The organism is Streptomyces sp. bgisy027, assembly GCF_057710365.1.
Genome location: NZ_JBYIVZ010000028.1, coordinates 63477 through 83837 on the forward strand (window position 1 = coordinate 63477; position 20361 = coordinate 83837).

Annotated in this window: 15 protein-coding genes and 3 pseudogenes; 7 read left to right on the plus strand and 11 right to left on the minus strand. The window is 68.3% G+C overall.

Translation table 11 applies throughout. The features are described 5' to 3' along the window. Positions 1-142: 142 nt before the first annotated feature. Both AC3ETA_RS27175 and AC3ETA_RS27180 read left to right on the plus strand, forming a co-directional pair. Complete coding sequence (locus AC3ETA_RS27175; RefSeq protein WP_432195528.1) at positions 143-937, plus strand: hypothetical protein; 795 nt, start codon at positions 143-145, stop codon at positions 935-937. Beyond that, positions 930-1304 (plus strand): GntR family transcriptional regulator, encoded by a 375-nt coding sequence (locus tag AC3ETA_RS27180; RefSeq protein ID WP_432195529.1) that lies wholly within the window; start codon positions 930-932, stop codon positions 1302-1304. Before AC3ETA_RS27175 ends, AC3ETA_RS27180 begins: the two co-directional genes overlap by 8 nt. Before the next feature lie 290 nt (positions 1305-1594). On the opposite strand, the gene AC3ETA_RS27185 is transcribed toward AC3ETA_RS27180, so the two are convergent. The 4 genes and pseudogenes from AC3ETA_RS27185 to AC3ETA_RS27200 all read right to left on the minus strand — a co-directional run bounded on the left by AC3ETA_RS27185 (position 1595) and on the right by AC3ETA_RS27200 (position 5459). Beyond that, positions 1595-2221, minus strand: a complete 627-nt coding sequence (locus AC3ETA_RS27185) for a TetR/AcrR family transcriptional regulator (protein ID WP_432195530.1) — start codon at positions 2219-2221, stop codon at positions 1595-1597. Positions 2222-2385: 164 nt separating this feature from the next. Continuing rightward, on the minus strand, positions 2386-3321 hold the full coding sequence (locus AC3ETA_RS27190; RefSeq protein WP_432195531.1) for an SDR family NAD(P)-dependent oxidoreductase: 936 nt from the start codon (positions 3319-3321) through the stop codon (positions 2386-2388). Between the two features lie 749 nt (positions 3322-4070). Beyond that, positions 4071-4425, minus strand: a pseudogene (locus AC3ETA_RS27195) (TSUP family transporter); the annotation flags it as partial. A gap of 359 nt (positions 4426-4784) precedes the next feature. Next, the gene (locus AC3ETA_RS27200) at positions 4785-5459 is read right to left on the minus strand and encodes a type III effector protein (RefSeq protein WP_432195532.1); all 675 of its coding nucleotides are present in this window, start codon (positions 5457-5459) and stop codon (positions 4785-4787) included. Between the two features lie 128 nt (positions 5460-5587). Between AC3ETA_RS27200 and AC3ETA_RS27205 the strand changes: the two genes are divergently transcribed. Further along, on the plus strand, positions 5588-6019 hold the full coding sequence (locus tag AC3ETA_RS27205) for an Hsp20/alpha crystallin family protein (RefSeq protein WP_432195533.1): 432 nt from the start codon (positions 5588-5590) through the stop codon (positions 6017-6019). Between the two features lie 284 nt (positions 6020-6303). Continuing rightward, positions 6304-6684: a DUF2267 domain-containing protein gene (locus AC3ETA_RS27210; protein ID WP_432195576.1), complete on the plus strand. Its 381-nt coding sequence runs from the start codon at positions 6304-6306 to the stop codon at positions 6682-6684. A gap of 191 nt (positions 6685-6875) precedes the next feature. Here AC3ETA_RS27210 and AC3ETA_RS27215 read toward each other — a convergent pair. The 3 genes and pseudogenes from AC3ETA_RS27215 to AC3ETA_RS27225 form a co-directional block, all read right to left on the minus strand. After that, positions 6876-7097, minus strand: a pseudogene (locus AC3ETA_RS27215) (transposase family protein); the annotation flags it as partial. A 1-nt stretch (position 7098) separates the two neighbouring features. Further along, positions 7099-7256: pseudogene (locus tag AC3ETA_RS27220) on the minus strand (IS1380 family transposase); the annotation flags it as partial. Between the two features lie 181 nt (positions 7257-7437). After that, the gene (locus AC3ETA_RS27225; protein WP_432195534.1) at positions 7438-8253 is read right to left on the minus strand and encodes a hypothetical protein; all 816 of its coding nucleotides are present in this window, start codon (positions 8251-8253) and stop codon (positions 7438-7440) included. Between the two features lie 424 nt (positions 8254-8677). On the opposite strand from AC3ETA_RS27225, the gene AC3ETA_RS27230 reads away from it, so the two are divergent. Together AC3ETA_RS27230 and AC3ETA_RS27235 are read left to right on the plus strand one after the other, a co-directional pair. Then, positions 8678-10141, plus strand: coding sequence for an APC family permease (locus AC3ETA_RS27230; protein ID WP_432195535.1), 1464 nt, complete (start codon positions 8678-8680; stop codon positions 10139-10141). Positions 10142-10322: 181 nt separating this feature from the next. Next, positions 10323-13199: a SpoIIE family protein phosphatase gene (locus AC3ETA_RS27235; RefSeq protein ID WP_432195536.1), complete on the plus strand. Its 2877-nt coding sequence runs from the start codon at positions 10323-10325 to the stop codon at positions 13197-13199. Between the two features lie 338 nt (positions 13200-13537). Here AC3ETA_RS27235 and AC3ETA_RS27240 read toward each other — a convergent pair whose 3' ends face one another. Genes AC3ETA_RS27240 through AC3ETA_RS27250 form a run of 3 tightly spaced genes read right to left on the minus strand, consistent with a single transcriptional unit; the run spans position 13538 to position 17773 of the window. Beyond that, positions 13538-14365: an SDR family oxidoreductase gene (locus AC3ETA_RS27240; RefSeq protein ID WP_432195537.1), complete on the minus strand. Its 828-nt coding sequence runs from the start codon at positions 14363-14365 to the stop codon at positions 13538-13540. Next, positions 14362-16008, minus strand: a complete 1647-nt coding sequence (locus AC3ETA_RS27245; protein WP_432195538.1) for an AMP-binding protein — start codon at positions 16006-16008, stop codon at positions 14362-14364. Before AC3ETA_RS27245 ends, AC3ETA_RS27240 begins: the two co-directional genes overlap by 4 nt. 7 nt (positions 16009-16015) lie before the next feature. Continuing rightward, positions 16016-17773 carry an acetolactate synthase catalytic subunit gene (locus AC3ETA_RS27250; protein WP_432195539.1) on the minus strand — a complete coding sequence of 586 codons (1758 nt, stop codon included), beginning with the start codon at positions 17771-17773 and terminating at the stop codon, positions 16016-16018. Positions 17774-17951: 178 nt separating this feature from the next. On the opposite strand from AC3ETA_RS27250, the gene AC3ETA_RS27255 reads away from it, so the two are divergent. Beyond that, positions 17952-18725 carry an IclR family transcriptional regulator gene (locus tag AC3ETA_RS27255; RefSeq protein WP_432195540.1) on the plus strand — a complete coding sequence of 258 codons (774 nt, stop codon included), beginning with the start codon at positions 17952-17954 and terminating at the stop codon, positions 18723-18725. Positions 18726-18816: 91 nt separating this feature from the next. On the opposite strand, the gene AC3ETA_RS27260 is transcribed toward AC3ETA_RS27255, so the two are convergent. Continuing rightward, a complete protein-coding gene (locus AC3ETA_RS27260; RefSeq protein WP_432195577.1) occupies positions 18817-19791 on the minus strand; it encodes an aldehyde dehydrogenase family protein in 975 nt (324 codons plus the stop codon). Positions 19792-20361 lie beyond the last annotated feature (570 nt).

Sequence of the window (20361 nt, forward strand, 5' to 3'; positions counted from 1 at the left end):
ACCCCCACGTGATCGGGTTCGCGGTCTTCGAGTTCGTGACCCCGCCGTCAACGCCCCTCTTGTATCGAGGGTTTGACACAAGATTCCCGGCGCGGCATGTTGTATCTACTGCTTGGTACAAGAAGATCTGGGGGATCTCCACGTGCTCGACACCGTCCCGCTCCAGTCCCGGCTGCTCGACCACGCCGACCACTACGCCAGATGGTCCGGCCTGGCCATCGGAATCGTGATCGCACAGCAGCTGGTCACGATGGAGAGCGACGACATCACGACCCCCCTGGTGCTGGCCATCACCGCATTCGGCCTGTGCGCGGTGGCCGGTGTCCTGCTCGGCGACGCCCTGACCCTGCGCCCCCAGGAAGCGGTACGGACCGCGAGTCTCGCCCCGCGTCTGGTCCAGGACCACGTGCCGCCCCGCATGGCACCGCTGCTGCTCCTGCAAGCAGCCTCCCTTGTCGCCCTCCTGCTCGTGGGCGCTGTCACGGCCTCCTCCGGTCCCCACGGGACAGGCGGGGCAGGGCGTGTCATGGTCGTCGCCTGCGAAGGGGTGAGTACGTCCCTCGGTCCTTGGCCGGGTCTGTACTACAGCGGTCCGATGTTGGCCGCCCTGGCGGTCGGTACCCCCGCCTGCGTCTGGGCCCTGCGCCGCATTGCCTTCGGGCCCGGCGACTACCAGCAGCGCCGTGACCGCGCATGGGCGATCATGGGAGCCTGGGGGTTGCTGGTGTCGAGTCAGGTGATCCTCGTCGTTCTGATGCTCCTCATCTCGCTCACGGAGGGAGCCTGCGCCGGCCCGCTGGGTGCCGCCACCATCGTGGCGATCTGTCCCCTGGGCTTGCTGGGCGTGTTCACCTTCGGGTGGTCGCTGGTGACCGTGGTGGCGCCGCGGGCGGTCGACGACGAGGTGGCGGACGAGGGGGTCTTCGACGATGAGTGAGCGCGCAGTTCGTGTCGACACCACCAGCCAGGTACCGCCGTTCGAGCAGATCCGTGCCCAGCTTGCCGCACTGATCCGCACCGGCCGACTGGCCGAGGGCGAGCGCCTGCCGACGGTACGCCAGCTCGCCGCCGACCTCGATCTGGCGCCGGGCACCGTGGCTCGCGCCTACCGCGAACTGGAGGCCGCCGGACTGATCCGCACCCGCCGCGGCGCGGGCACCAGGGTGGCAGCGCTCCCGTCCGGACCGTACGCGCTTGATGCTCATCAACTCGGCACTCTGGCCCGCGACTTCACTTCTGCCGCCCGGGCTCTCGGCGCCGACACGGAGGACATCCTGGCGGCCGTGCGCAACGCCCTGAATTGAGACCCCGACACCGCTCCGGCCGCCGTGGACAGCGGAACGAATGGCCCGGGACCACCGAGGCATCGGTGAATGTGACAGCCGTACGGCAAGGCTTGAGAGGCGTGCGTAGTCGACGGACGCCACATTGCCTCCGGGCAGGTGAGGGGATCCTCCCCGTCCCGGGGGCGAGTGGACGGCTGATCCGGTTGGTCACCCGGTCATGCCATCGGTGGACTCGCGGGCAGAGGGTCTCCGGGCACTCCTCGTCTCAGCCACGGGTGTTGGCAGGGCTGCAACATCGTGATTGTTGATCAGGTGTTGGTGGGGCGGCGGTAGGCGCCGTGCCACCAGATCTGGGCGAGTTCGCGGGCGAACGTGGTGTCGCCGCTGCCGTTGTCGACGCGGATGTGGTGGGCGATGGCTTGGGCGCCTCCCCAGACGATGATGCGGCTGGCGCAGACGGCGTCGAGGTCGGTGGGGGTCAGGCCCGAGGCCTGGTCCGAGAGAAGGGACTGAAGGGCTGTTTCGTCGAAGCCTTCGAGGTCGGCTGTGTAGAAGTCGTCGATCGTGGGGTCGTAGGCGGCGGCTTCGCGGACTGCTGTGATCACGCTCCGGTGGGCCCGGTGGATCTTGATCACCTCTTCGAAGAACTGGGCGAGCGCGTCGGGTCCGGCGGACGGATTCCACTGCTGCGCAAGCGCCAGCAGTGACTCCCGCAGGTCGTTGGTGAGCCGTATCAGGACGTCGGACTTGCTGGGGAAGTGGGCGTAGAACGTGGCTCGCGAGATTCCGGCCTCCTCGAGGATGCGCTGGACGCTGATCTCGGAGAAGGCTTCGCCCGAATCGAGGAGCCGTTGAAGGGTGGACATGACCTGGGCCACGGTCGCGGCCGAGCGTGCGGCGTGGTGGTCGGCCTGGCGTCGGGTCACGGGTCTCATCGGGAACCTTCTGGTGTGTCTTCGTTCTCGTCCGGTCGACGGCTCCCGGCCGAGCGCGGCGTGCGGGAGCAGGCCGCTCCTGCGGCGCGGTCACGGGCGACAGCACGCTCGCGACGTTGCCGCTGCCGGGGGATGAGCCCCGGTGGTGCCTGGGGAGCAGTGGATCAACGTATTACGGGGAGAGCGTAGTCCCACAGCCGGTCGGCGTCGGCGGGGTCGACCGCCCACGTGGCGACGCCGGCCATGACGTCGGGGCCGCCGTCGACGGTTTCGGATTCCTGGTTGTCCTCGAAGTAGCGTCCGGTGACACCGTCGACGAGAGGTGACGCGGCCAGCAGCACAGTCGTGGCGGCGCCCTGTGCGGGGGTCTTGTAGTAGTCGGGGGTGATGAGGTTGCCGTCCGGGTCCATGGCGCCGAGGGACTGCAGGGTGGCCTTGTCGACGTGGCGTGCCAGGCGGGTGTGGATCCAGCCGGGCGCGCAGGCGTTGGCGGTGATGCCGTCCCTCGCCCATCGGCGGCTGATGCCGACGGCGAGCAGGACGTCGGCGGTTTTCGACTGTGCGTAGGCGAGGAACGGGTCGTAGGGGTGCCGTTCGAACTGCGGGTCGTCGAAGTCGAATCCCGCGCGCAGCTGTGCGCCGGAACTGACCACTACGACACGGGGGTTCCCGGCTTCGCGCAGGGCGGAGTGCAGGCCCAGGATCAGAGCGAAGTGGCCGAGGTAGTTGGTGGCGAGCTGTATCTCCCATCCCTGTGCGTTGACCTGCCGGGTGGGGAGCATCATCACGCCGGCATTGGCGATGACGGCGTCGGCCGGTCCGCTCCAGGCGTCGCAGAAGGCGCGGACGGAATCCAGGTCGGCAAGGTCGAGCGCGACCGCGCGGGTTTCCGGGAACTCGTCGAGCAGTGGCTTGGCGTCGTCGGGGTTCCGCGTGGCTATGGTCACCTGCGCTCCGGCGCCGGCGAGCGCGCGCACCGTTTCGACACCGAGGCCGGAGGACCCTCCGGTGACGATCATCCGGCGTCCGCTCAGATCGAGGCCGTCGAGGACCTCCACGGCAGTGGCGCGCATCCCGAACGGAGTGGTTGTCAACGTCATGGCTGTGTCCTGCCTTCAGAAGGTGGCTGCTTGTTGGGCGGTGGTGTCCGACGGGCTGCTGCCGGCGGGCCATCGCGGGAGTAACCATACAGTGTGTTCAGACACATTGAATGCCAGGCTGTACGGTGTCGCGAGCAGGGACTGGCGGCGCGGGGCGCGGGTGGTGCCGCCGACGGGCCTCGGGGAGCGCGCGGTCTCCCGTGCGATTCCCGGGCATGCGGAGTCGGGCAAGCAGTGGCCGCCACCACGACTTTCCGGCCGACTGGGTGCCGATGGCCGGCTTTGAGGGCGCCGAGGTGCCGGCTGCGATGTGGACGGAAGGCATGGCGCCGACCGGCGGGTTCGACCGTGACACCGACCGTGACCGCTCCGTCGGGGGCAGCGCAGGGCACGGGCGGGACGGCCTCCCGTGCAGGGCGGAAGTCCGGCCGGGCTCGGTCTACCGAGCCGGCCGCTGTCCGCCGCTGCTACACCGGCCTTGGCGCGCAGGGCGGGCGGCAGACGACGCCCCGGCAGCGCCTGCGCCTGACCTGAGGCGGAGCGGCGTCGGCGTGGGTCTCGACGGCGTCGGCCGTGGCGGAGGCGACGTCGGCACCGGCAAGGCGGCGCAGGGGATGTTCAGGGATCTCGCGACCAGGGCGTTGTCGAAGACGAGCTAGGCGACAAACGGGGAGTCTGCGCAGCAACCACCGCCACGGCGAGCACGGTGAGGGACGGTCCGGTCCGGAAGGGTGCTGACGTGCGACGTCTGCGTCCCGCCGGGGTCGTCGTAGCGTGCGCAGGCACAGCCACAGGCTGAAGGGGAGGAGGAGCCCGGCGCCGAGCGCCCGGAAGACGCCGGGGCCGGGCGCCACGAACACCCGGACGACCGCGCCCACGACGACACCGGGCAGCGTCCCCAGCGCCAACCGCGTGGTGAGCGGCCCGGTCAGGCTGCCGTTCCTGGCGTACCGGATCGGCGCGCCGGGACCCGCCACCACGTTGCAGAGGAGATGAGTGGGCGTGACCGCCGGACTCGGCACGCGCGGCACGCTCAGCTGCACCGGCAGCAGGAACACCGCCTCCGACACCCCCACCGGCGCGGTGACCACGGCGATCCCGCAGACCGGCGGCGAACCCGGAACACCCCGTCGACGAGGTCGCGTATGCCTCCCCCTCAGCCACGGTCAAGTATCTCGGAGGGCCGCGCCAGTCATTGGCCGAGGGGAGGCCAGCGTCGGCTCGGCGGCCGCGCCTGCCGGCTGACCGTCGGGACGGACCCGCCCAGGGCTCCCACTACGCGACACGACCGTGAGGATGCGGGCCCAACTCCGGGAGCCCAGCATCCTCAACAGGCTGATCACGCCAGGCAGGCGATCAACGAAGCCATGACACAGATCACCGACGTCCGCATGGCGACCATGATTCTCGCCCGGCTGGCGGTCGACGCGGCCGGTGCATGGCGCCTGCGATGGAGCTGGTCGTCAGGTTCGGTTGCCGCGCTGGTTTCCGCTGTGCCGGCGGAGTCGGTCGGTGTGGCGGGTGAGGTCACCTACGCGCGCGGCGAGGTCGGGGTGGCCAGGCGCCAGATACGGGTGCGTGTCCGCCAAGGGGGCGAGGAGGGTGACGGGGTCGTCGTCGGCGAGGGCGGCCGTGAGCTCGGCGAGGGGAGCGCGCGGGGCGAGGTCGGTGAGGGCGGTGATCTGGCCGGCGAGCCGGCGCAGGTCGGCGGCGTTGGCGCGGGCCCAGGTGGTGACGGTGCGGTCGGCGGCGCGGCGGTCGCGGGTGGCCTGCACCCGCTGTTCGCCTGTGGAGCCGGGGTTTCCCGGGCGGCCGCGCAGGTAACGGCGTTCGGCGGCCTGGCGGCTTGCGACGCCGAGGGGGTGAGCGAGGTCGGCCCAGCTGGCTCCCGCGTCGCGGGCGGTTTCGATCAGGCCCGTCTCCCATCCGGCCAGCTGCTCGCGCACCTGCCGCAGCAACAACAGTGAAGCCAGCGCCTGCTCCGGCCCGGGGCCGGGCGCCTGGGGATGGTCCGGGGCCTCTTGCCGGGCGTCGCGCAGGGCGTCGTCGATGGCGTTGAGGGCTGCGGCGGCGGCGAGGAACGAGGCCGGGCTGTCGGCGTTCGTACGGGTCGCGGACGGCTGGTCGGCTGCGGTCACGGACACCTCCTTGGGGTTGTCATCGCGTGGACGACATCATGTTTGTCATCCATTGGATGACATGTTACAACGGTGTCAGTGAGGCGCATTGGCAGCCACTGCCTGAACCCGCTGGAGGTGTTTTCACGATGTTGATGCGCACTGACCCCTTCCGTGAGCTGGACCGGCTGGCTCAACAGCTGATGGGCCCGGGTACCTGGTCGAAGCCGTCGGCGATGCCGATGGATGCCTACCGCGAAGGCGACGAGTACGTGGTGGCCTTCGACATCCCCGGCGTCACCGCCGACGCCATCGACATCGACGTCGAGCGGAACATGCTCACCGTCAAGGCCGAGCGCCGGCCCGCGGCGAAGGCCGACGACGTGCAGATGGAACTGTCCGAGCGGCCACTGGGGGTCTTCTCCCGCCAGATCGTGCTCGCCGACACTCTGGACACCGAGCACATCCAGGCCGACTACGACGCGGGCGTGCTCACCCTGCGCATCCCGATCGCCGAGCGCGCCAAGCCCCGCAAGATCTCCATCGGCGTCGGAACCGGCCGCAAGGAGATCTCCGGCTGACACCGGCCTGACCGTGCGAAGGGCGGGCCCTTGATCTCGTTCACCCGCCCTTCGCACCCGCGGGCAGCCCGAAGAAGCCGGAGTGGCGGATGAGATGGCTCTGCGACGCAAAGCCATCTTCAGCTCCTCGCTGGCTACGGCCCGCTCTTCTACTGCCCCCAGTCCACCTGACCGTCCCTCACCCCGGTGCCCGAACACCGGCCACAGCAAGAAAGGCAACCACCCCAGTGAGCTCCGACCGGCACCCATCACTCCAGCAGCCGTACGGGACGGCATACGAGCAGATGCTGGAGAAGGTCCGCTACGAGGGCGCCTACCCCACCCGAGAGAGAGCCGACGAAGCCGTCCGCCTGGTACTCGCGGGACTGGGACGCCAGCTGACCGGCGACGAACGCGTCGACCTGGCACGCTGCCTGCCCCTGGAAGCAGCACGCGAGCTGACTGCGCAGATCCCCGACCCCCAGCCCCTCACCGGCTGGGCCTTCGTCAAGGACCTCGCCGCCCGTACCGGTGCCTCCCAGGCCACCACCCGCTGGGACACCGGATCCGTCTTCTCCGCCGTCGCCGCCTACGCCGGCTCTGACCTGATCACCCGCATCCTCCACCAACTCCCGACCGGCTACGCCCTGTTGTTCGGCCGCGCGGAACTCGCCCCAGCCGCATAGACGACGCAACCGCCCGGGCGGGCGCGAACGACACGCTGGCACACGCGGACGAACGCATCCTGACTGCCGGCAGCAGAGGTGGCGCTTTCCGCAACATGCAGGGTCCCGCGCCGACAAGCCGCCCGCCCGAGCGGGCGTATCGCGATGACTTCCGGGCACGCGAAGGCATGCGCGCCAACCAGTGAGCGTCTTCAGCGTTGCAGCTCCAGTGTGAGGACCGCCTTGGTGATTGACGTCATGCGGTTGGGGCTGCAGCGGCATCTGCGGATGATCCGCCAGGACTTCAGGCGGGCGGCGCCGCGTTCGACGGGTGCTCGTGCCGCGCCCAGGGCACGGTTGCGGGTCTTGTCGGTGGGAGTGAGTTCCTGGAGGGGCCGGCGCTTGATGCCGGTGGTCAGCCACGGGCCGGCGCCCGCGTTGGGCGAGCCAGGCGACGAACTCGTGAGTGCCGCCTGCGGAATCGCAGCGGATGAGGGTCTGCCGCCCGCGCGGTACTTCTTCGGCAGCTGGGCCAGGGCGAGTCGGGCGGCGCTGATGTGGTCGGCGGCTGTGTTCGAGCCCGCGTTGCCCGGCCCGCGCGACTCCGGCCGCCGAACCGGCAACCTCCACCTGCCCAAGCGTTACACCGCCGCCTGCGGCGGGTGTTCTACACCGAGGGGCGGCGCCACCTCGCGGCCCGGAGTTGACCACGTCGCATGCGCGGCCTGTCCGCCAGGCGCGGTTTCCCGGCCCAACGAATTGCGGGGGCGGAGGTCAGCGAGCCCTGTTTCGGGCGTACTCGAAAACCGCCAGTGGATCTCCTTCAGAGTTCCAGGGCCACCTGGTGACTCTCCCTCCGATGGCTTCGAAGACGGGTGCGGCTCCGCGCAGCCTGCCTGCGGCGGTCAATGCGTACGCGAGAAGATTGAGATCGGACACGGCCGCTGCGTGGGAGAAGAACGCCGCACGGGGCCAGGTGTCCTGGGCCCGGTCCAGGAACCGCGCCGTCTGTGTGCTGTGCCACTGGTCACGCGCCAGGAGTGCCTCCGCTCCGCCGCGCGCCTTCGCGGAGTGGTACCGCATGAGGTGGACTTCGAGCTCGACAGCTGCGCAGGGGGCGTTCGGCGGCATGCGCGTGAGAAGTGAGTCGACGAAGTCGATTGCCTGGCCGAGGGACCCCGATTCCTGCGGACCGAGGTAGTGCAGCATGCTCAGATACGCCTCGCGATGCCACCTGTCCCGCGCCACGATCTCGTCCCATATCTCAAAGACCTGACCGCGGTGTGCACGCTCCAGGCGTGCGATGCCCAGCATCACCACCCAGGGCGCTGGGTTCTGCGGGTCGAGGCTCGCCGCCAGCTGGCATCTGCTCCACGTCGCTGATCCGTCGGTCAGGACTCTGCTGCCGCGGCTGTGTTCGAGTTCGGCCCAGGAACAAAGGATGAGAGCGCTGACGTTGCGCGGCTCCCGCTGCACCCAGGCGGCCGGAAGGTGCGATTCCGACAGGAAACCGGCAAGAACGGAAAGGCGGTGTGCCCTGCGGTCAAAGTTCTGGGGATCCTGGTCCAGAAACTGGGCTATCTGGGCCACGTATATGTCCGTCGCCCCAGCTGGGCTCGACCTGTTTGTTGAGCGCAGACGCTTCAGGAGTCTCGCCAGCTCGACGTCGTCGAGCTCCGGGGCAATACGCGGTGTTCTTGCACGAGTAGTAAAGAATGGCATGCTCGCATGTTAGTGGCCTTCCCGGCGCCAGCACTTCCACCAACACTTCGCCAACATGCCATCCCTAGCATGGCCTCCGTGCGGTGTTCGAAACGACGGCCCAGGCATCGCTTGAATCGTCACGACCGTGCCGACGACGTCGAATTACAGGGAGCGACGTGTCCGAGGCCGGCAAGGAGGCGGTCCTCCTCATCCGACAGTGCAGGTGTAATCCGCCGGATTTGAAGACAGTCACCGAACACCACTGCGCGGATTCCAGAAAATGCGGCACAGTGATCACGCGGAGGAGAACATGCAAAATATCGTGAGCGCCAGTAGTGCGGATGATGCGAGGAGCGATGCTCATGCCAGCGGTGTGGATTCGCTGCGATCCGGGGTTCTGTCGGCCAGGCAGGTGATTTTCTTTGTGATCGCAGCGGCAGCTCCGCTGGGATTTTCGGTGGGTGCAATTCCTCTCGCGATCGGACGCGGAGGTATCGGTACTGCGGGCATTCTTCTGGTATGCGGCGCGATCCTCGCAGTCTTCTCGGTGGGATATGTCGCGATGGCTCGTCATATCCGCAAGGTCGGCGGCCTGTATCTCTTCGTCACGGCGGGACTCGGGCGGCCGCTGGGACTGGGGTCGGCCTTTCTCGCGGTGATGGCCTATGCCGTTGCGTCCATCGGTTCGATCGGCGCGTTCGCGATTTTCACACAGCACACCGCTCACTCGCTCCTGCACTGGGACACGCCATGGGAGTTGTGGGCCTTCTTGGCCGTCGCCGCCATGGGACTGGTCGGCCTTTTGGGCGTCGACATCAACGCCCGTGTGCTGGGCATCGTCGTGACCTGCGAGATTGTTCTGCTGCTGGTCTTCGCGGTCGCTGTGACGTTGAGCGGCGGAGCGGAAGGGCTGTCGGCCACGGCGTTCTCACCGCACGCGGTGTTCGGAAGTGACCTCGGCCCGATGATGGCGATCGCGATCACGGCGTTCGCCGGTTTCGAGGCGACGGTGCTGTTCGCCGAGGAGGTCCGAGACGGTCATCGCACCATCCGGCGGGCGACCTACGGGGCGATCAGCGTCATGATGGTGCTCTACGCGTTCGTTTGCTGGGCCGTGGTCCAGTCCTTCGGTGACGCGGGTGCGGTGGAACAGGCCAACTCCGACCCGACCAACATGTTCTTCGCGGCGGCAGAGAACTTCATCGGGCTCTGGTTGGCGCAGACGTTGAGCGTGGTCGTCGTCACCAGCTGGTTCGCCGCCGTCCTCGCCTTCCACAACGCGGCAGCGCGCTATCTCTTCGCCCTGGGGCGTGACCGCGCGCTACCGCCTGTGCTCGGCAGGGTGCAGCAGCGTACCGGTTCACCTTGGGTTGCCAGTGCGGGGCTTTCGGCCTTCACGCTGGTGGTCGTGTCGGTCTTCGCCACCGCGGGCCTTGATCCGTACCTGGACCTGTTCGTTCTGTGCACCACGCCGGCTGTGGTCGCCCTCCCGGTCCTGACCTGCCTTGCCTCGGTTGCGGTGTTTGCCTACTTCCTGAGAAACAGACGTGGCCTGCCGGTCTGGCAGGTCTGGTTCTGCCCGCTTCTCGCCGCAGCCGCGCTCGCCTTCGTCGCCTGGCTGATCGTCGACCAGCTCTCGCTGTTCACCGGACGCTCCGGGGTGGTCAACATCTTTCTGGCGCTGTTCGTCCCGGCAGCGGTTCTCTTCGGATGCGCCCGTGCGCTGTGGCTGCGCCAGGGACAGCCGGACACGTACGAGCGACTTGCACCGTGAGTACGGTAGGGCGCATGCCCTTGCGCGGGCGGTCCACGCCCGGCCCGTGAAAGGCGGGTGCCGTCCGGTGGCCTGTACGGTTCTGGTCGGCACCCGCAACACAAGGCTCGATTCGCCTCATGTCTCACGAGAGTCCGAGGAGGCGATCGCGGCTGTGGCGCGGCGCGAGTAGCCTCTGGGCATGGGCGTGCATGAGTCCGCGAACGCGCGGCTCGCCCTCCTGGCGACCACCTCGCCCGGGATCGTCGAGAGCGAGATCTTTCGTCTGGGCCTGTACCACGCGGCCGCGGAGCTGCGGAGCGTGGGAGCTGCTGTGCACCTGCGCGGCCTGACCCCTGCGCTTCGCCTCGTCTCGTCAGTCGGCCTGCCGCCGACCCTGGCGGGCTCTTGGGAGATCGTCGTGGAGGACGAGCCGACTGTTCCGGCAGAGGCCGTGCGCACGGGCCGCTGCACTTGGGTGCCGGTGGGATCCGGCGACACGGCCGGGCCCCCGGCGAGCCCCTGGCCGGGTACCGGCCTCGCCTCCGTGCCATTCTTCAGCGGTGATCGCGCCGTCGGCGCGATCACCCTGCTCATGGGCGAGCAGGAAGAGCTGAGCACGAAGCAGTGGGACTATCTGCGAGCCGTGGCCGTCTGGACCGAGCGGCGGCTGCGCCAGGCACCGCCGCGCGCTCAGCCGATCCGGGAGGGGCCGGCCGGCGGTAGACTCCGGCAGGCACTGAAAGGTGTCCCGATCGGCACCTGGGACTGGGACCTGCGCACCGGGCGTCTGGACTGGGCCGACGCCGCGGTCGCCCTCTTCGGTGCCCTCCCGGCCGACTACGAGCCCCGCATGGAGAACTGGGTGAGGCTCGCCCACCCCGATGACATACCGTCGGCGATGGCCGCCGCCGAGAGAGCGATCCGCGAACGCACCCTGTACGAGGCCGAGTACCGGGTCTGCCAACCGGATGGGAGCTACGCCTGGAATCAGGCCCGTGGCTCCGTGGTGTGCGACGAGAACGGCGTTCCCGTCCGGATGGCGGGCGTGGTCTGGGACAGCAGTGAGTCCCGCAGCGCCCGGAACGCGCTCGCCCGCGCACTGCGCATGATGAGCGACGGCTTCATTCTGCTGGATGACGAGGGGCGGATCCTCTTCGCCAACCTGGAGGCCGAGCGCGCTCTCGGCGCCACCGAGCAGGAACTCTTCGAGCGCGTCCTGTGGGAGCTGCCCGTCGTGCGCGGTGTCCCCGACCTGGAGGCCCGGTGCCGGGAGGCCTCCGCCGGGGCGACACCCGTGGGCTTCGACATGTGGATGACGCTCGACCGCTGCCACCACCTGCGGCTCGTTCCGGGGTCCTCCGGACTTACCGTCTATCTGACGGACGTCACCGAAAGCCGGCGGCGACGGGCAGAGCGGGACGCGGCCCGGCGCGCCGCCGAGCAACGTTCCGCCCAGATCGCCGAACTGACCGCGGCGCTCGCGAAGGCGAGGTCGTCGTGCGACGTCGTGGACGCGGTCGCACAGCGGGTACTTCCGCCGTTCGGCGCCGGCGGGCTGGCCGTGATCGCCGTCGAGGGCGACCGGTCGCAAGTCGTCGGGGCCGTGGGCTACCCGGAGCCGCTCCTCGACGCGTTCAACGGCAGCCCGATCGCTTCGGACGACCCGATCGGGGAAGCGGTCCTCACCGGCGCGCCGGTGTTCATACCGTCAGCGCAGGAGTACGTCAGACGGTATCCGCGCTTGGCCGACCGTCCGCGCCTGGCTGGCAAACAGGGATGGGCGTTCCTGCCGCTGACCGTCTCCGGGCGGACGTTCGCCGTCTGTACCGTCTCCTTCGACCAGCCGCGCCACCTCGCCCACGACGAGCGGAGTCTGCTGACCGCGATCAGCGCCCTGGTCGCGCACGCCCTGGAGCGTGCTCGGCTCTACGACGCCGAGCACACCCGCGCCCAGGAACTGCAGCGCGGACTGCTCCCCAAACTCCTGCCGGAACTGCCGGAGTGCACAGCCGCCGCGCGCTTTCTGCCCGCCACGGAGGGCATGGACGTGGGCGGCGACTGGTACGACGTGATCCCGCTGTCCGCGGGCCGCGTCGCGCTCGTGGTCGGAGATGTGATGGGTCACGGCCTGCCGCAAGCGGCCACCATGGGCCAACTGCGTACCGCTGTGGACACCCTCGCCCACCTGGAGGTCCCACCCGACGAGATCATGAGCCATCTCAACCAGATCGTCGGGAGCCTCGGCGAGGACTCGTTCGCCACCTTTCTCTACGCGCTCCACGACCCCACCACCGGGATCTGCACCTTCACCCTGGCTGGCCACCCACCGCCGGCCGTGGTCGAACCCGACGGTTCCGTCTACTTCCCCGACCTGCCTCCCGACCCCCCGCTCGGCGCGGGGGAACCGCCCTTCCAGACAACCGAGTTGCAGGTGAAGGACGGCAGTCTGCTCGTCCTGTTCACCGACGGCCTGCTGGAGTCCCGGGGCAGCGAGATCGACCAGGGCATGGCCGATCTCGCGGGGCTGCTGCGGACAGCCGATCGCAGGGACCTGGAACGGCTCTGCGACCTCGTCACCAGTACGGCACTTCGGTGCGGGCCCTCCAGAGCCGTCGACGACGCGGCGCTCCTCATCGCCCGCCTGCACACGATGCCCGCCGACCGGATGGCCACCTGGCAGCTGCCCGACCGGCCGCAGGCGGCGGGGGAGGCCCGACAGCATGTGCGGGAGCAGCTGTCCCTGTGGCAGCTGGACGACCTGGTGCTGGCGACCGAACTCATCGTCAGTGAACTCGTCGGAAACGTGATCCGGCACGCGAGCGGGCCGGCCCGGCTACGGCTGCTGCGCAGTGCCGACCTGATCTGCGAGGTTTCCGACGGAAGCCTGACGACACCCCGTATTCGCCGTGCCTCCGAGACGGACGAGGGTGGACGCGGCCTGCAGTTGGTCGCCGCGCTCTCCCAGCGGTGGGGTACGCGTTACACGACCACGGGGAAATGCATCTGGGCCGAGCTGACACAGTCGAACGACGGCATCGGCCTGCCGCTCGACGTGCCGGCTGATGCCGAACTCTGAGCCTCCCACTGCGAGGGTCTGCCGAGCGGACGGGCCGTGACCGTACGGTACTCGGCCCAGTAGAGCCCGAGGCCGGCCGGTTCACTCAGTTACCGAAGTCGAGTGCGGCGCCGGGGGCCCATCATCCGGGCGAAGCGCCTCTCGCCCACGGGGCGCCCCGTTGACCACTGGCCGACTCGACCGGTCGACCGCCGGCCCCTCGCCGGGGCGGCGCTGGGCCCCCACACGCGCCGGCCACCCTGGCCGACTCGCCGCCGAGCAGGCGCGAAGGTCACGGCCACGGCGGCCGGTGGACGGGCGCAGTGCGGGGTACCAAAGTGGTGCGGTCGGTGATCGCTTCAGCTGGGTGTCACAAAGAGATCGATCTCAGGCGGCGAGCCGGGCACGAGCTCGTACTGCACGAGGTCGGTGTCCGTGGCACCGTCCTGGCGAAGGACTTCCTCATCGAGGAAGAAGTTGCCGGTGCACTCGGCGCTGGGACGGGTCAGGACGGCGTGGGCCGCATCGGCCATGATGTCGGTCGAGCGGCAGCCGGCCCGGCCGAGGCCGAAGACCGAGGAAGCGGCGGTGTAGATCATCGTCTTCGGCCACAGCGCGTTGACGGCCACGTTGCTTTCACGCAGTTCCTCGGCCAGTCCCAGTACCGTCATGCTCATCGCGTACTTCGAGATGGTGTAGGCGGTTCGCTCGGTGAACCAGCTGGGCCGCAGATCGATGGGGGGCGACAGGGTCAGGATGTGTCCGTTCCCGGAGTTCTTGAGGTGCGGGATGCAGGCCTGCGAGGCGACGAGTGTCCCCCGCACGTTGATGTCGAACATCAAATCGAACCGCTTGGGGGGTGTGTCCTCGACCCGCGCCAGGTGCACGGCACTGGCGTTGTTCACCAGCACATCGATGCCGCCGAAGTGCCGTGCTGCCGCGTCGACGGCGTCCGCGACCTGGTTCTCCTCGCGCACATCAACGGCGACTGGAAAGGCGCGCCCGCCCGCCTTCTCAATCTCGGCAGCGACCGTGTGGATGGTCCCGACAAGATTGGGGTGCGGTTCGGCTGTCTTGGCCGCTATGACGACGTTGGCGCCGTCCGCGGCAGCCCTGAGCGCTATGGCGCGGCCGATGCCGCGGCTCCCGCCGGTGATGAAAAGCGTCTTGGCCTTGAGGGAGGTCACGCTTCTCTCCGATCCGTGTTGTCCGGTTGGGTTGCTCGGCCGGTGCGGCTGAGATATGCGTCGCGAAGCGCGAACTTCTGGATCTTTCCCGACGGGGTCTGGGGAAACCCGGTGACGAATTCCCAGACTTGCGGGATCTTGTAGCTGGCGATCCTGCCGGTGCAGTGGCTGACCAGGTCCTCTCGCGTCAGGGTCGCGCCCTGCCGGGTTCGGACGAACGCGCCCACGATCTCGCCCCATTCGTCGTGTGGCAGCCCGACGACGGACACGTCGGCGACCGAGTCGTGAGTGAAGAGGAAGTCCTCGATCTCACGGGGGTAGATGTTCTCGCCTCCGCGAATGATCATGTCCCTGACCCGGCCCTTGATGCGTACGTAGCCGGCCGCATCCATGCTTCCCAGATCGCCGGTGTGGAGCCAGCCGTTGTTGTCGATGGCCGCGTCGGTGGCCTGTGGGTTCTCGAAGTAGCCGCTCATCACGCACGGGCTCCGCGTGCAGATCTCGCCCAGCTCGCCCAGCGGCACCGGCTCTCCGGTGCCCTGGTCGGCGATCTTCACTTCCACCTGCGGCAGGGGCCGTCCGACGGTCTCCTGCCAGTCGGGATGGGTGTCGCCGGGGACGGTGTGGGTGATGTAGGGCGCCGCTTCGGTCTGTCCGTAGCCGATCCCTATGCCGACGCCGAACTCGTTTCTCGCCCGTCGAACGAGTTCGACCGGGACGGGCGCACCTCCCAGGGTCGAGAGTCTCCATGAGCTCAGGTCGCGCGCTGACTCCCGCTGAGCGTCGAGCATTCGGATGAGCATGGTGGGCACCGACAGCAGGATGGTTCCGTGGTGGTACTCGAAGAGGTCCAGCATGAGATCGGCGTCGAACTTGGCCGGCAGGACGTGAATGCCGCCCGTCTGCAGGGTGCCGAGGGTAACGAGCCCACAGCCAGCCGTGTGGAACAGCGGCATCGGATTGACCCACACGTCCTCTGGCGTCGCTCCGATCGTCTGCGCGTACAGACGGCTGTTCACGGCGAGCGCTCGGTGCGGCAGCACGGCACCCTTGGGGAAGCCGGTCGTCCCCGAGGTGTACTGAATCTGGGCCGGATCCGCGGGGTCGACGTCCGGCAGCGCGGTGGCGGCCGCAGAGCGGGGAACACCCTCGATCCACTCGCCCAGGGTCTCGATCAGTCTGAGCTCGGGCAGCCGCTCGGCGACTTCCCGTGCTATTGCCGGCAGGTCGCGGGAGTTGAGCTGAGGTTGGCAGAAAATGCCCTGTGCCCGAGACTGCCGGAGCACGAACTCGAGTTCAGTGGATCGATAGGCGGGGTTGACGGTCACGAGGGTGATGCCGGCCAGCGCCGCTCCCAGTTCCAACAGGACCCACTCGGGGGAGTTGGCCGACCACACGGCAGCCCGTTCGCCGGGGTGGAAGTGCGTCAGAAGGGCATGTGCCACCGCCTCCGCGTCACCGAGAAGCTCAGCGTAGGTCCAGGTGCGCGGGTCAGGCGTGGCGATGCCCTCGACGAGTGCCGTCTGAGAGGGCCAGCGGGCCGCGGCCCCTCGGAGGGCGTCTCCGATGGTGTAGTCGCCGTCGAAGGCTGTGCCGGTGCTTGGCCAGTGTGACGTCGTGACGTGGTGGTCTGTCGATGCCATGGCTGCGTCATCCCTTCGCGGCGGTGAGCGAGGCCCCGGCGTCCTGTCCGGTTCGGGCCCCGGCGGCGATGCGGTCCGTGTTCCCGTCCCAAGCGCGCACCGGGGGATAGGAGTCGGGGTCGACCACCACGTCCAGGACGGTCACCGTGGAGGAGGCCAGAGCGTCCTTGAGCGCGGGCTCCAGTTCGTCGGGGCTGGCGATCCGGTTTCCGGCGGCCCCGACCGCTCGCGCGATCGCGGCGTGATCGACGGGCTGGAAGTCAACGCCTGAGGTGGTCTGCCCGAAGAGGAGCAACTCCACGTGCCGCTGCGCGCCGAGAACCTGGTTGTTGAGCACGATCACGGTGAGGGGGAGGTCCTCGCGGATGGCTGTCTCCAGTTCCGACCACACGTGGGCGAATCCGCCGTCCCCGACGATGGCGACCACGCGTGCGTCCGGATTTGCCAGCTTGACCCCGAGTCCCAGGGGCAGACCCCACCCCAGCCCTGCAAGACCACGGGGGAGGATGAACCGCTGACCGGCCCGCTTGGCCGTGAGGTAGCTCGCCACCCAGAACGAGGAGTAGCTCGCGTCCGCTACGACGACGTCGTCCGGGGAGAGCACGGCGTCCAACTCCCTCATCAGCCGTTCGGGGGCGATGGGTCGAGCGTCGAAGGACACCGTTGCCTGGATCTCCTCCGTCCGGCGTCGCCGTCCTTCCGCGATGCGCCGGCGAAGCGTTTCGCCGGCGCGCTGACGCTGTGTGAGGTCGCACGTTTCCAGGGCGTCGGTCAGGTCGCGAAGAGCCGACCGTGCGTCGCCGACGAGCCGCAGCGCTTCGTAGGTGCGGCCGACCTCCAGTGGGTCCATGTCGATGTGGATGTACGTTGCGTCGGGAGAGGTGAGAGTCCAGCCCTCCGTTCCGTTCTCGTTGGTCCGCGTCCCGACCAGCACAACGACGTCGGCCTTCTGCAGAAGCGACAGATGGTGGTGCGCCGGGCCGCGCTGACCCGTCACATTTGCTGCGACGCCCAGCGACAGGGCGTCCAGCTCACTCACCGCGCCCTTCCCCATGTTCGTTGTCACGACGGGCAGGTGCGCCACGCGCTGGAGCGCGGTCAGTTCCTCCACCGCCCCGGAGAGGTGCACCCCGCCACCTGCGACGACCAGAGGTGAGCGGGCCTTCGCGATGAGGCGGGCAGCCTGCGAAACGGCCGCAGCCTCGGGCCGCGGACGGTCGAGCGGAAAAGCGCCCAGGTCACGTTCGCGACGGAAGCGTGACGGCACTGCCGGTGCCTGCAGGACGTCCTTCGGCAGCAGCAGCACGACGGGCCCTGGCCTGCCGCTGTTCGCGACGGCCATGGCCATGTCGACGTTGTCCTCTACGCGCGAGGGGTCGTCGACTCGGCGCGTCCATTTCGAGACCCCGGCGAACAGGGCGAAGTGGTCCATCTCCTGAAAGGCGTTCCGGTCCCGTGCCGAAGAGGGCACCTCCTGCACCAGAACCAGCATCGGGACGGAGACCTTCTGGGCTTCCGCCATGGGCGGCACCATCAGCGTGGCAGCCGGCCCGTTCTGGGCGGCGACGACAGCGATCCGCCCTCCGACCCGGGCGAACCCGTCAGCCATCACACCTGCGGCGTTCTCCGTGCGGTACAGGACCTGGCGGATGCCGATCCGCTCGGCCGCCAGCATGAAGGACGTCGGGTTGCTCTGGCCAAAGATCGATGTCACTCCGTGCCGGGCCAAGGCGCCGGCGAGTACGTCGGCAACGGTGTCAGTCATGGTCTTCCTCCTCGTTATTACGACAGATTTTCATACTATGAAATGTAGGTCAACTATTGAAATCGCTCCGGATTGATCGTCGAGACCTCGGTGAGATCGGGCTGACACATGACCTCTTCATGGGTCGGCCTGTCGGTGACCGCTCATGACGCGCCTTGCTGCGTGCTAGTTTCAGAATGTGAACAAGAGGTCAAGCAAGCAGCCGCCGCTCCAGACCGTGGAGCGTGCGTTGAATTTCCTCGAGTGCGTGGCAGGACGCGAATCCCCGCCGACCGTTCAGCAGGTGGCGTCCGAACTGGGCTTGAACATCACGACCTGCTACCACCTCATGCGCACGCTGATCGGCCGTGGATACCTCGAACGACGCCCTGACCTGACGCTCACCCTGGGCGCAAGCGTCGGTGCTCTGTTCAATCAGTACCGGCGCAGCTTCAACGTCAGCGAGAAGCTGGCCGCGCTCGTGAACGATCTCGCGCACAAGTCCGATGAGACCGCCTTCTTCTCGACCCTGGAGCCCAACAACCGGGTGATCTTGAAGGTGCTCGTCGAGGGATCGCAGCCTCTGCGGGTCAGTGGCCTGTACGTCGGGCTGACGGGCAGGGAGTACATACGCGCGGCCGGCAAGGCGGTTCTCGCACATCTGGATCCCGAGCGGCAGCGCGACATGGTGCTCAAGGACCTGGGCGAGTACACGAAGGCGCAACAGGAAAACCTGCTCGCCGCTCTGGAACGGGAATTCGAAGTGATCCGCCGCCAAGGCTGGGCGGTGGACGCGCAGGAGACGACGCTGGGCATCTCCGCCATCGGCGCACCGGTGTTCGACAAGGACGGGAAGGTGTGCGGCGCCGTCGGCATCGTGGCCCCGACGTCCAGGATGACCGGCGCACATTCCGAGAGGGTCCACGACGTGCTGGACGCCGCCCGTCAGGCAACCGGCCTCGTCAGCACCTGATACGAGGGCACGTGCAGGGCTGCGCGCCTGATCGGTGCGCAGCCGGACACGGTCTCTCCGCGGCAGGCGGCTCCTTGGCCTACCAGGACACTCAGAGCCCGACGATCACCGACTTCGTCTCCAGGTACTGCTCGAGCACCTCATCGCCCTTCTCTCGTCCCCAGCCGCTCTGCTTGTAGCCGCCGAAGGGCGTTTCCGCTGCGAAGACGTGGTAGGTGTTGACATGCACCGTGCCGGCCTTGATGCGCCGGGCAAGTCGGTGAGCTTTGGAGATGTCGTTCGTCCAGATGCCCGCCGCCAGGCCGTAGACGGTGTCATTTGCCTGCTCGGCAAGGTCGTCGATGTCATCGAACGGCAGAGCGGTCACGACAGGGCCGAATATCTCCTCGCGAACCAGCCGGTGGTGAGCGTTGGGTCGTGCGATCACGCTGGGCTGCACGAAGAAGCCCGGGCCCTCCATCAGCTTCCCGCCGGCGAGTACCTCGCCGCCACAGTCGTCACTCAGCTCCAGGTACCTGGCGACGCGGTCCTGGTGCTCCTTCGAGACGAGTGGTCCCATCTGCGAGTCGGCATCCAGGCCGTATCCCACCTTGATGCCGGAGGCGTACGAAGCCAATGCCTCGACGACCCGATCGAACTGCGACCGCTGCACGTACAGCCGGGACCCCGCCGAGCACACCTCTCCCTGGTTGTAGAAGGCGCCCAGGGCGGCGCCCTCGATGGCGGCGTCGATGTCGGCATCGGAGAAGATGATGTTCGGTGACTTTCCTCCGAGTTCCAGCGAGACCCGCTTCAGGTTGCCGGCCGAGGCGCGGACGATCGCCTTGCCGACCTCGGTCGAGCCCGTGAACGCGATCTTGTCGATGCCCGGGTGCTGGGCCAGGTGGGCACCGGCCGTCTCACCGAAGCCCGGCACGATGTTGACGACCCCGGCAGGAAGGCCGGCTTCGAGCAGGTCCAGTCGTGGAGCTGTCGAGCAGCGTGCTGGGTTGCGAACACGTGGGCGGGACGCCCGGTACGGAGTGCGAGATCCAGCGCGTTCGTACCCATCACATGCTCGGCCCAGACGCTGTCAGGCACCGCGTTCACGTGCTCGGCCCGTCCGAGCATCTCTCGGCCTGCTGAGGTATGGATCAACGTGGCTGCCGTGTCCGCGATCGCGATCAGGTAGCCGGACTCGTCGGACAGCTGATGGATGCTCGGTGCCAGATGTCGGGCCGCCTCGGACAGGACGGCGCCCTCGTCGCTGCTGGCCGGCAGGCGCGCCGCAACTGTCGTTGTCAGCGGCGCGGCGGACGCCATCGTGCGGTGCCAACTGTCGAGGATGACTGACGGCAAGGCGGGGGGTGCCTCCACGCCGCCCCGCTCGAAGAACTTCGTCCAGTGCGCATCCCATGCATCACGCAGCGCACTTAGCTCCGCTCCTGATGCCATTGGCCGTCCCATGGCTACCCTCCCGCCATTGATTTCAATATATGCAATGGATGGCAAATATTGACATGATGAGGATGGTGACCCTACTCTGATGGAGGTGTGGTGAAAACCACCCATGTGCAACAGAGTTCGGGCGCCCGAGCGATCAAGGGTGTGAGGCCCGTCCGCAGGACGCACCTATCCCGACTTTGCTCCGGATCGC

Excerpts from the sequence above, each read along its gene's own strand:
- AC3ETA_RS27180 (WP_432195529.1), top strand. The coding sequence starts at position 930 with ATGAGTGAGCGCGCAGTTCGTGTCGACACCACCAGCCAGGTACCGCCG.
- AC3ETA_RS27185 (WP_432195530.1), bottom strand. The coding sequence starts at position 2,221 with ATGAGACCCGTGACCCGACGCCAGGCCGACCACCACGCCGCACGCTCG.
- AC3ETA_RS27190 (WP_432195531.1), bottom strand. The coding sequence starts at position 3,321 with ATGACGTTGACAACCACTCCGTTCGGGATGCGCGCCACTGCCGTGGAG.
- AC3ETA_RS27205 (WP_432195533.1), top strand. The coding sequence starts at position 5,588 with ATGTTGATGCGCACTGACCCCTTCCGTGAGCTGGACCGGCTGGCTCAA.
- AC3ETA_RS27210 (WP_432195576.1), top strand. The coding sequence starts at position 6,304 with ATGCTGGAGAAGGTCCGCTACGAGGGCGCCTACCCCACCCGAGAGAGA.
- AC3ETA_RS27230 (WP_432195535.1), top strand. The coding sequence starts at position 8,678 with ATGCAAAATATCGTGAGCGCCAGTAGTGCGGATGATGCGAGGAGCGAT.
- AC3ETA_RS27235 (WP_432195536.1), top strand. The coding sequence starts at position 10,323 with ATGGGCGTGCATGAGTCCGCGAACGCGCGGCTCGCCCTCCTGGCGACC.
- AC3ETA_RS27245 (WP_432195538.1), bottom strand. The coding sequence starts at position 16,008 with ATGGCATCGACAGACCACCACGTCACGACGTCACACTGGCCAAGCACC.
- AC3ETA_RS27250 (WP_432195539.1), bottom strand. The coding sequence starts at position 17,773 with ATGACTGACACCGTTGCCGACGTACTCGCCGGCGCCTTGGCCCGGCAC.